This is a genomic window from uncultured Corynebacterium sp., assembly GCF_902489365.1.
Lineage (GTDB): Bacteria > Actinomycetota > Actinomycetes > Mycobacteriales > Mycobacteriaceae > Corynebacterium.
The window spans coordinates 1-10666 of sequence record NZ_CABTZR010000073.1 but is presented as its reverse complement, the minus strand read 5'-3'; the positions used below and the strand labels follow the sequence as shown (position 1 = coordinate 10666).

Below are 10666 nucleotides of genomic sequence, written 5' to 3'. Positions count from 1 at the left end.
TCGCCTGCCCACCGAATACGGCGAGTTTCGCGCGGTAGGGTATTCGAATGACGTCGACAAGCGCGAGCACATGGCGCTTTTCGTCGGTGATGTGGACAGCTACGCCGGGGCGGAGGATGTACCCGTGCGCGTTCACTCAGAATGCCTAACCGGTGATGTTTTCTCCTCCCAGCGCTGTGACTGCGGCCCGCAGCTACAGGAATCCCTCCGCGCGGTGCAGGAAGCGGGACGAGGTATCGTCATCTACCTGCGTGGACAGGAGGGGCGCGGAATTGGCCTCGTCAACAAGCTCAAGGCCTATCGCCTGCAGGACGAGGGACTCGATACCGTTGACGCCAACGTGGAGCAGGGCCTGCCGGAGGATGCACGCGAATACTCGGTAGCCGGGCAAATCCTGCGCGACGTCGGCGTGAAGTCCGTGAACCTCTTGACCAATAACCCGCACAAGGGCGCGGGGCTGCAAGGCTTCGGCATCGATGCCACCGCGCGCACCGCGCTCGCTACCCCCGCCACGGCAGAAAACATCAGCTATCTGCGCACCAAGCGTGACCGGATGGGGCATGATCTGCCCCAGGTAGCCGAATGGGATCAGAAGCATTCCTAGAGTTGGGGATGAAGCGCTTCAGCGCCCCTAACCATCACGCATTGAGTACCAAGCTTTGAGTACAAGGAGCACACTATGAGCAAGGAAGGCCTGCCCACCCCGAACAATGTCTCCGGGGAAGGTATCCGCGTCGCCGTCGTTACCGCAACGTGGAACGCAGAGATTTGTGATCAGCTGCATCGTCGAGCGCTCGAGACTGCCGAAGCCGCTGGCGCCGCGGCCACGCCCCTGCGTGTGGTCGGCGCTCTCGAACTGCCCGTCGTGGTCCAAGCCGCCGCGCGCACCCATGATGCCGTGGTTGCGTTGGGTTGCGTTGTTCGTGGTGGCACCCCGCACTTTGACTACGTCTGCGATTCCGTAACACAGGGCCTGACTCGAATCGCGCTCGATGAGTCGACCCCAGTGGCTAATGGAGTTCTGACGGTCAACGACTATGAGCAGGCCGTCGATCGCGCCGGCTTTGCGGACTCTGAAGAGGATAAAGGCGCCGAGGCCATGCACGCAGCTTTAGAAACCGTACACACGTTGCGTACACTGAACGAGTCAAACCAAAAGTAGGCTGCCAAGTGCAACCACGCCGCCCTGTGTCTCTGACAGGGGGGAGTGGCCTGCCTCAGCGGAGTGATGAGGAGATGGAAAACTCGATGACGGACTCACAGGTGCCTTCCGGGCACGACGAGCGGGCACAATCAGCCCATGCCAACCAGTCCTCCGCCTCTTCGCAACCGGCTGCGTCGACGGCGGCCGGGGGAGCAGGCCGTGGCATGAGCGATGAGCAAATGCTGGCCTATACCAGCGCTGATCCTTTCGCCCAGACGACGTCCAAGCCCTGGGAGTATGAAGTGACCTCTCCCTACCTGCGCAAGGTGGCTATCATCTGGATCATTCTCGTTATGGCCGCGCACCTTTTCATGGGCTTTACAGTGGGCCTGTCCTTTACCGGCGCGACGGTGACGACGATTGATAAGTTTGCTTTCCCCGGCGTCGGCGTGGTGATTTCCGTTTTGTCTTGGCTGGCGCTGACCCGCCCGCGGCTGCGCGCGAACTCCGACGGGGTGGAGGTCCGCAATATCGTGGGAACCCGTTTCTACCCGTGGCAGGTCATCTACGGCCTGTCCTTCCCCGAAGGCTCCCGCATGGCGCGCATCGAGCTGCCCGACTTTGAATACGTGCCGGTCTGGGCCCTGCAGTCGGGCGACAAGAACGACGTGATCACCAATGTTCGCTCTTTCCGCGACCTAGAAGCCCGTTACATGCCGCAGGATGACTAGTGGCTGATCCCTCTCAGTACCGTCCCGCGCCCGGAAGCATCCCTACAGATCCGGGCGTTTATAAGTTCCGTGATGAGAACCGCCGGGTTATCTATGTGGGCAAGGCAAAGAACCTACGGGCGCGGTTATCCAATTACTTCCAGGACATCACTCAACTGCACCCGCGCACTCGCCAGATGGTGCTGACGGCGGCCTCGGTGGAGTGGACCGTGGTGGCCAGCGAGGTGGAAGCGCTGCAGCTGGAGTACACGTGGATCAAGCGCTTCGATCCGCGCTTTAACGTGATGTACCGCGATGATAAGACCTATCCCATGCTCGCGGTATCCGTTGGGGAGACCATTCCGCGTGCGTTCTTCTACCGGGGCCCACGCCGCAAGGGCGTGCGCTATTTCGGTCCCTATTCCCATGCCTGGGCGGTGCGTGAATCCCTCGATCTTCTCACTCGCATCTTTCCCATGCGTACCTGCGCCAAGGGTGTGTTCAACCGCCACGAGCGCTTGGGGCGGCCCTGTTTGCTGGGGTATATCGGCAAGTGCGATGCCCCCTGCATCGGCCGCGTTAGCCCGGAAGAACATCGCGATACGGTTAACCAACTCATTAGCTTCATGAACGGTAACACCGCGCCCGTTCGCAAGCGGGTCACGCAGCGCATGGAGGAGGCCGCGGAGAACCTGGAGTTTGAATTGGCGGCCCGCCTGCGCGATGACTTGGGCGCCATCGACAAGTTGATGGAGCAGCAGGCAGTGGTGTTGCCTGATGGCACGGATGCGGACCTCATTGCGTTTAGCTCGGATGAACTGGAGGCTGCAGTCCAAATTTTCCATGTGCGCGCTGGATGCATCCGCGGGCAGCGCGGCTGGGTTGTGGAGCGTTCCGGAGACCAGGCAACGACTGACGCGGTGCGCGAAGGCGAGCCAGATCCTGGTCTTCCGGCTTTGATCCAAAACTTCCTCATTCAGTTCTATTCCGACGCAGCGGAACGCCAGCGCCTAGAGGCTGAAGAAGACGCGAAGTTGGAGCGTAGGGGAGTGGACCAGGAATCCCATGCCGAGGAGCATCGTGGAAACGCTATTCCGCGGGAGATTTTGGTCCAGGAACTGCCCGATGAAGCCGATGAGGTCAAAATCGTTTTGGAGGAGCTGCGTGGCGCCCAGATCGATCTGCGCGTTCCGCAGCGAGGGGATAAGCGCGCGCTGTTGGAGACCGTCGAGCGCAATGCCAAGGAGCAGCTGAAACAACACAAACTCAAGCGCGTTGGCGACCTCACTGCGCGCTCCGCCGCACTCCAGGAGCTGCAGGAAGCGCTGGGCATGGATTCCGCGCCGTTGCGCATCGAGTGCACGGATATCTCCCACATTCAGGGCACCGATGTTGTGGCCTCCCTGGTGGTTTTCGAGGATGGGCTGCCCCGTAAGTCCGACTACCGGCGTTATCGCATCAAGGAAGCGGCGGGCGATGGCCGCTCGGACGATGTCGGTTCCATCGCCGAAGTCACCCGCCGCCGGTTTAAGCATCACCATGACGATAAGCGGGCGGTGCCTGATGAAGAGCTAGAGAACACCACCTTCGCTGAGGAGTTGGTGCGCGAAGAGGCGGCGAGCCAGACTAAACGCAGCTCTTACCCACCTCAGCTCTTCATCGTTGATGGCGGCGCACCGCAGGTGGCAGCCGCGCAAGCTGTGTTTGATGAGCTCGGCATCGTCGATGTGACACTCATCGGTCTGGCCAAGCGCCTAGAGGAGGTGTGGGTGCCCGGCGATGACGAACCGGTGATTCTCCCGCGCAATTCGCAGGCGCTATTTCTACTGCAGCACCTGCGCGATGAGGCCCACCGCGTAGCTATTTCTTATCACCGCCAGCAGCGTTCAAAGCGGATGCGCTCCTCCGTCCTCGATGCGGTTCCGGGCTTGGGGCCGCAGCGTCGCACGGACCTAGTGAAGCACTTCGGCTCGGTGAAGAAGCTCAAGGAAGCAAGCGTAGAGGACATTGCCGAGGTGAAGGGATTTGGCCCCAAATTGGCCCAGACCGTCTTTGATCACCTTCATAACTCTTAGGAGGGATTCCCACCGCATTCCTAGGCAGGATTCCTACCGTGGCACCAACTTAAGTGGTAAGAATAGAGGCCATGACGTTGTTTGATTCTCCGCCCATTTTGATTACCGGCATGTCGGGCGGCGGCCTGACGTCGGCGGCAAAAGTGTTGGAGGATAAGGGCTACTATGTGGCCCACAACATCCCGCCGAAGGCCATCGTTGACCTCTTGAAGTTGTGTGCGCGTCCGGATTCTCCAGTTGCGAAGATCGCCGCGGTCACCGACGTACGCTCCCGCATGTTCCCTGGTTCTTTGGCAGAAACCCTGGATGAACTAGAGCAGCTGGATATGAAGCCGACCCTGCTTTTCCTCGATGCGCGCGATGACGTGCTGATTCGCCGCTTCGATTCGGTGCGTCGCACGCACCCGCTGCAGGACGGTGAAACGCTGAAGGCCGGCATCCAACGCGAGCGCGCCGCCGTGCAGTCCATTCGTGAGCGTGCGGACATCATCATTGACACGACGAATCTGTCCGTCCATGACCTACGCCGTGCTATCGAGGCTGCCTTCGGCGACATGCGCGGGGAGCGCCAGCACATTACGCTCCAATCCTTCGGCTTCAAGCATGGTTCTCCTCGGGACGCTGACCTTGTCGTCGACGTCCGTTTTCTTCCCAATCCTTATTGGGTACCGGAACTGCGAGGCTACCGGGGTACCGATGAGCCGGTGTCGGATTATGTTCTGTCCCAGGACGCCGCCGAGCCATTTATCGAGCGCTTCATCGACATGTTGGACTCGATGCTTACGGGGTATCGCCACGAGGGCAAGAATTTCATCACCGTAGGCATTGGTTGCACGGGTGGGCACCACCGTTCCGTGGCCGTCACGGAGGAGATCGCCCGCCGCCTTAGCGAGCGCGGAGACTTGGACGTGAGCACCCTGCACCGAGACATCGCCCGCGACTAGGCGCGATACGTATCGAGAAGATTCGTATTCATTCCTTTTATTACATGACTGAAAGCTAGTACTTACGTGACGACTCTCCCACTCCACATGGCTAGCCTGGGCGGCGGCCATGGTCTTTATCAAACCTTGCTGGCTGCTCGCCGCTCGGGCGCGGAGGCAATCTCCGCCATCGTCACCGTGGCCGATGACGGCGGTTCTTCCGGCCGGTTGCGCCGCGAGATGGACATTATTCCGCCAGGTGATTTGCGCATGGCGCTCGCCGCTTTATCCAGCGATACGGAGGAAGGTCAGCTGTGGGCCGCGACGCTGCAGCATCGCTTCCAGAGCACCGGTGCGATGGCTGGCCACGCCGTGGGCAACCTCCTCATCGCCGGTCTTACTGAGGTGTTGGGGGATTTCCAGGCGGCGCTCGATGCCGTTGCACGCTTGACAGAGTCAGCCGGCCGGGTACTGCCAGCCGTGAACTTACCTCTGGAGATTGAGGCGGATGTTTCTGGGCTTGACGACGACCCCCGCATCATTCGCTCGGTCCGCGGCCAGGTGGCTGTTGCATCGACCGTGGGGCAGGTGCGCCGGGTGCGCATCATTCCGGAAAAGCCTCGGGCCAATCCGGAAACCATTAGCGCGCTGCACGACGCGGATCTGATCACCCTAGGTCCTGGATCCTGGTTTAGTTCCGTTCTCCCGCACGTTCTCGTGCCGGATATCGTCGACGCGATTACCTCGTCGGACGCTCTCCGCGTGGTGGTGCTCAATCTTTCTGCTGAGCCGGGTGAGACCCAAGGGTTTTCTGCCGAGCGCCACCTGCACGTCCTAGCGCAGCACGCGCCGAACCTGCGGGTAGACCGCGTTATCGTCGATGCATCCGGGCTTCCGAACGAGTCGGAGCGAGTCTTTGTCCAGCGCGCCGCCAGTGTTCTGGGCGCTACGGCAGTCTTCCGAGACGTGTGCCAATACGATGAGGACGGAAGGTCGATCAATAAGCACTGCCCAGACAAGCTGGCGCAGGTTTTCACCGAGCTTTACGCCGAGTATGCCGCCGAACGCGATTCCGCAGCGGGAGACCCAGACACTCATCGCGGTTAAGCGCGCGATAGACTATGGGGCATTCATCGTTCACCGCCGCGTCTCGCCCACACCAATCTGCGCGGTGCGCTACGTCCACGAGTTGAAAGGGGAGGCACGAGGTGTCTGTGACATTGACCGATCAGGTCAAGGAGGAACTTACGGCGGTGTCCGTGCCGCGCCAGTCCGCCCGCGCAGCGGAGGTTGCCGCGATCCTCAGGTTCGCTGGCGAGCTCCACATCACCGGGGACCGCGTGATGTATGAGGTGGAGCTGGAGTCACAGAGCGTAGCGAACCGCCTCGTCACCGCGCTCGATGAGCTCTATTCAATTTCCGCAAGCACCCACGTAGCTGGACCCGCGGCTGCGTCCAAGAAGAGTCGCGTGCAAGTGCGCATCACCACCGGTGCCAAGGAATTGACCAGACGCCTTGGTTTGGTAACCCGCTCCGGCCACCCAGTGGTGGGTCTGCCCCCACAAGTCATCTCTGGTTCCGTAGCCGATAATGAAGCAGCCTGGCGCGGCGCCTTTTTGGCGCAAGGCTCCTTGACCGAACCGGGCCGCTCCTCAGCGCTTGAGGTGACCTGCCCGTGTCAGGAGGCTGCACTCGCTCTCGTCGGCTGCGCGCGCCGTTTGGGCGTGGCGGCGAAGACGAAGGAAACGCGCGGCGCGGACCGCGTCGTCGTGCGCGACGGCGACGCCATTGGCGCGCTGCTGACCCGTATGGGCGCTCAAGAGACGCGCCTGACATGGGAAAAGAAGCGGATCCAGAGAGAAGCTCACGATACATCGCGCCGTCTCGACAATTTCGATGATGCCAACTTGCGCCGCTCTGCCCGCGCGGCCGTGACGGCTGCAGCACGCGTCGAACGCGCGATGGTCATCTTGGGCGATGACGTTCCGGAGCATCTCGCGGATGCCGGCCGCTTGCGCGTGCAGCATCGTGAGGCCTCTTTGGAAGAGCTCGGTCGCTTGGCTGATCCGCCAATGACTAAGGATGCGGTGGCCGGGCGTATTCGGCGCCTTCTGTCTATGGCGGACAAGCGTGCCAAGGAGCTTGGAGTCCCCGATACGACGAAGGCGGTTACCGAGGATCTTTTTGAAGAGTCTTAATTACTCCTGCCCGTTCGGGCATTAGGCGGGGTATTCCGCCCGATTTCTGTGCGGCTGTTGCCGCATTTATTTTTGGATTAATCCGCTCTTTTTTGCTTTAGTGAGATATACCACGTGGCAGTGTGGGTGTCCAACATAATCCCACACAAACGGGCAAAACTGCAGGTGTGTAGCTCGAGGATTGTCTCAAATTCTCTGCGGCGGCGCAACCACTATACGCCTCTTTTTGGGCTCGTGCGACCACTCGCGTTGGGGACGGGCAGGAGCACTGCGGGATGCACAAACCGTGAGTACTATCGGCCGTGTTGGGAAAACCACCGAGCACGTCACGGAAGTGGCAGGGGCAACGGTGCCGCAAGAACGGTCTACCGCACTGCCTATAAAGACAAAGTCTCGGAAGCCCCCACGATAGAACTTCACTCGATTATTTGAGGAGACATCACAGTGACCATTCGCGTAGGTATCAACGGATTTGGCCGCATCGGCCGCAACTTCTTCCGTGCAGTCGCACAGGGCAACAATGACCTCGAGGTCGTCGCAGTCAACGACCTGACCGACAACGCAACCCTGGCCAACCTGCTCAAGTACGACTCGGTGCTGGGCCGCTTCGACGGTGAGATCGAGCACGACGACGAGTCCATCACCGTCAACGGTCACAAGATTGCAGTCTCCGCAGAGCGCGATCCGAAGAACCTGAACTGGGGCGAGCACAACGTCGACATCGTCATCGAGTCCACCGGTTTCTTCACCGATGGTGAGGCCGCCAAGGCACACATCGAGGCCGGCGCCAAGAAGGTCATCATCTCTGCTCCGGGCAAGAACGTCGACGCTACCTTCGTCTACGGCGTTAACTCCGATGAGTACGACGCTGAGAAGCACAACGTCATCTCCGCCGCATCCTGCACCACCAACTGCCTGGCCCCGATGGCCAAGGTTCTGCACGAGAAGTTCGGCATCGAGAAGGGCCTGATGACCACCATCCACGCCTACACCGGTGACCAGCGCATCCAGGATGCCCCGCACCGCGACCTGCGCCGCGCCCGCGCCGCAGCCGTCAACATGGTTCCGACCTCCACTGGTGCAGCAAAGGCCGTCTCCCTGGTTCTCCCGGAGCTGGAGGGCAAGCTCGACGGCTACGCAATGCGCGTTCCTACCATCACTGGTTCCGCCACCGACCTGACCTTCCAGGCATCCCGCGACGTCACCGCTGAGGAAATCAACGCTGCTATCAAGGAAGCCGCCACCGGCGAGTTCGGCGAGACCCTGGGCTACACTGAGGATCCGATTGTCTCCACCGACATCATCACCGACTCCCACGGCTGCATCTTCGATGCGGGCATGACCAAGGTTTCCAACGGCAACTTCGTCAAGGTCCTTGGCTGGTACGACAACGAGTGGGGCTACACCAGCCAGCTCGTGCGCACCACCTCCCTGGTTGCCTCCAAGCTCTAAAGCTTCATCCTTTGAAATGAGCACAGTGAAGCAAGCTGTGATCGCCTGTGACAGCTCCACAGGCTAGACACCGGCCCATGCGCAACGCCTCACCCTCCATAATTTCGTGGCGTGCGCTGGGCCGATAGTCGTTTATAAGGAACCAGCACACTTTCCCATTGAATAGCATTAACCTTTAGCTTAAGTACCTACTTTTAAGGAGAACATCATGGCTTTCAAGACTCTGGACGACCTGCTCGCAGAAGGCGTCTCCGGCCGCCACGTCCTCGTCCGTTCTGACTTCAACGTCCCACTCGATGATGAAGGAAACATCACCGACTCCGGTCGCATCACCGCTTCCTTGCCCACCATCAAGGCCTTGATTGAAGGCGGTGCGAAGGTCATCCTGTCGGCGCACTTGGGCCGCCCGAAGGGCGAGGTCAACCCGAAGTACTCGCTGGCCCCGGTAGCAGAAGCTCTGTCTGAGGCACTGGATCAGTATGTCGCCCTCGCCGGGGATGTCAGCGGCGAGGACGCCCACGAGCGCGCTAACGGCCTGAACGAGGGTGATGTCCTGTTGCTGGAGAATGTCCGCTTCGATCCACGCGAGACCTCCAAGGACGAGGCAGAGCGCGGCGCGTTCGCGGATGAGCTCGCCGCACTCGCTGCAGATGACGGCGCCTTCGTCTCCGACGGTTTCGGAGTTGTGCACCGCGCGCAGGCTTCCGTATATGACGTGGCCAAGCGCCTGCCCGCTTACGCCGGCAAGCTCGTGCAGAAGGAAGTGGAAACCCTGGCAGCGGTAGCAGAGAAGCCAGAGCACCCGTATGTCGTTGTTCTTGGCGGCGCCAAGGTATCCGACAAGCTTGGTGTGATTGAGGCGCTTGCCGGTAAGGCCGACAAGGTCATCATCGGCGGCGGAATGTGCTACACCCTCCTGGCAGCACAGGGCTACAACGTCCAGAACTCCCTACTGCAGGAAGACCAGATCGATAACTGCAAGGAGCTGCTGGAGCGCTTCGGCGATAAGATCGTTCTGCCGGTCGACCTCGTCGCTGCCACCGAGTTCAATGCTGAGGCAGAGAACAAGGTTGTGAGCCTCGACGGTATTCCGGAGGGATGGATGTCCCTCGATATCGGCCCAGAGTCGGTGAAGAAGTTCGATGAGGTCATCGCTTCCTCCAAGACCGTCTTCTGGAACGGCCCGATGGGTGTGTTCGAGATGGAAGCCTTTTCCAAGGGCACCGCAGGTGTGGCGCAGTCCATCATCGATGCCACGGCCAAGAATGGTTCCTTCACCGTCGTGGGTGGCGGTGACTCCGCAGCTTCCGTCCGCTTGCTCGGCCTCGACGAGGACGGCTTCTCCCACATCTCCACCGGTGGTGGCGCTTCCCTGGAGTTCCTGGAAGGCAAGGAGCTGCCGGGCGTCAAGGTCCTGGAATCCTAATCAACCATCCTCTCAACACAGTCTGACTTCGAGAAAGGCTAATCATGGCACGTACCCCGCTTATTGCTGGTAATTGGAAGATGAACCTCGACCACAAGGAAGCTATCGGCTCCTTGCAGAAGTTCGCTTTCTCCCTGCCAAAGGACTACTACGAAAAGGTCGACGTGGCTTTCATGGTCCCGTTCACCGATATCCGCACGGTCCAGACGCTCGTCGACGGCGACGACCTGCAGTTCACCTACGGCGCGCAGGACATCTCCAAGCACGAATCCGGCGCCTACACCGGTGAGGTATCCGGCAAGATGCTGTCCGCCCTGGGCTGCTCCTGGGCAGTGGTGGGCCACTCCGAGCGCCGCGAGTACCACGGCGAAACCGATAAGCTTGTCGCAGAAAAGGCCGCCGCAGCGTTGACCAACGGCATCAGCCCCATCGTGTGCGTCGGCGAGCCCCTGGATGTCCGCGAGAAGGGCACTCACGTCGATTACGTGGTGACCCAGACCCGCAACTCCCTGGAGGGCCTGTCTGCTGAGGATCTGGCGAAGACCGTCATCGCTTATGAGCCGGTGTGGGCTATCGGCACCGGCAAGGTTGCCTCCGCCGATGACGCACAGGAAGTGTGTGCCGCTATCCGTGAGCTCGTTCGTGAGCTGGGTGGCGATGACGTAGCCGAAGGCATCCGCATTCTCTACGGCGGCTCCGTCAAGGTGGACTCTATCGCGGAGATCGTGGGCAAGCCCG

Annotated in this window: 10 protein-coding genes; all 10 read left to right on the top strand. The window is 60.6% G+C overall.

Annotation, left to right across the window (positions count from 1 at the left end):
- Nucleotides 1–604, top strand: a 604-nt coding sequence (gene ribA / locus RDN59_RS09780; RefSeq protein ID WP_308607671.1) for a GTP cyclohydrolase II, incomplete at its 5' end; no start/stop codon positions are given.
- Nucleotides 605–679: 75 nt separating this feature from the next.
- Nucleotides 680–1162, top strand: a complete 483-nt coding sequence (gene ribH, locus RDN59_RS09775) for a 6,7-dimethyl-8-ribityllumazine synthase (protein ID WP_158381106.1) — start codon at nt 680–682, stop codon at nt 1160–1162.
- An 86-nt stretch (nt 1163–1248) separates the two neighbouring features.
- On the top strand, nt 1249–1875 hold the full coding sequence (locus RDN59_RS09770) for a PH domain-containing protein (RefSeq protein ID WP_308607670.1): 627 nt from the start codon (nt 1249–1251) through the stop codon (nt 1873–1875).
- On the top strand, nt 1875–3929 hold the full coding sequence (gene uvrC / locus RDN59_RS09765; protein ID WP_308607669.1) for an excinuclease ABC subunit UvrC: 2055 nt from the start codon (nt 1875–1877) through the stop codon (nt 3927–3929). The genes RDN59_RS09770 and uvrC overlap by 1 nt, the downstream gene beginning before the upstream one ends.
- Nucleotides 3930–3991: 62 nt before the next feature.
- Entirely contained in the window at nt 3992–4873 is an 882-nt protein-coding gene (gene rapZ, locus RDN59_RS09760) for an RNase adapter RapZ (RefSeq protein WP_308607673.1), read from the top strand.
- A gap of 87 nt (nt 4874–4960) precedes the next feature.
- Nucleotides 4961–5959, top strand: a complete 999-nt coding sequence (yvcK, locus tag RDN59_RS09755) for a uridine diphosphate-N-acetylglucosamine-binding protein YvcK (RefSeq protein ID WP_308607672.1) — start codon at nt 4961–4963, stop codon at nt 5957–5959.
- Nucleotides 5960–6060: 101 nt separating this feature from the next.
- A complete protein-coding gene (gene whiA / locus RDN59_RS09750; protein WP_308607668.1) occupies nt 6061–7050 on the top strand; it encodes a DNA-binding protein WhiA in 990 nt (329 codons plus the stop codon).
- Nucleotides 7051–7494: 444 nt separating this feature from the next.
- A complete protein-coding gene (gene gap, locus RDN59_RS09745; RefSeq protein ID WP_070511751.1) occupies nt 7495–8502 on the top strand; it encodes a type I glyceraldehyde-3-phosphate dehydrogenase in 1008 nt (335 codons plus the stop codon).
- Nucleotides 8503–8710: 208 nt separating this feature from the next.
- Nucleotides 8711–9928 (top strand): phosphoglycerate kinase, encoded by a 1218-nt coding sequence (gene pgk, locus RDN59_RS09740; RefSeq protein WP_158381103.1) that lies wholly within the window; start codon nt 8711–8713, stop codon nt 9926–9928.
- A gap of 44 nt (nt 9929–9972) precedes the next feature.
- A partial coding sequence (tpiA, locus tag RDN59_RS09735) for a triose-phosphate isomerase (protein WP_308607667.1) occupies nt 9973–10666 on the top strand: 694 nt, incomplete at its 3' end.

Bases quoted from the DNA above. Each gene is read 5' to 3' on its own strand.
- ribH (WP_158381106.1), top strand. From the start codon at position 680: ATGAGCAAGGAAGGCCTGCCCACCCCGAACAATGTCTCCGGGGAAGGT.
- RDN59_RS09770 (WP_308607670.1), top strand. From the start codon at position 1,249: ATGACGGACTCACAGGTGCCTTCCGGGCACGACGAGCGGGCACAATCA.
- yvcK (WP_308607672.1), top strand. From the start codon at position 4,961: ATGGCTAGCCTGGGCGGCGGCCATGGTCTTTATCAAACCTTGCTGGCT.
- pgk (WP_158381103.1), top strand. From the start codon at position 8,711: ATGGCTTTCAAGACTCTGGACGACCTGCTCGCAGAAGGCGTCTCCGGC.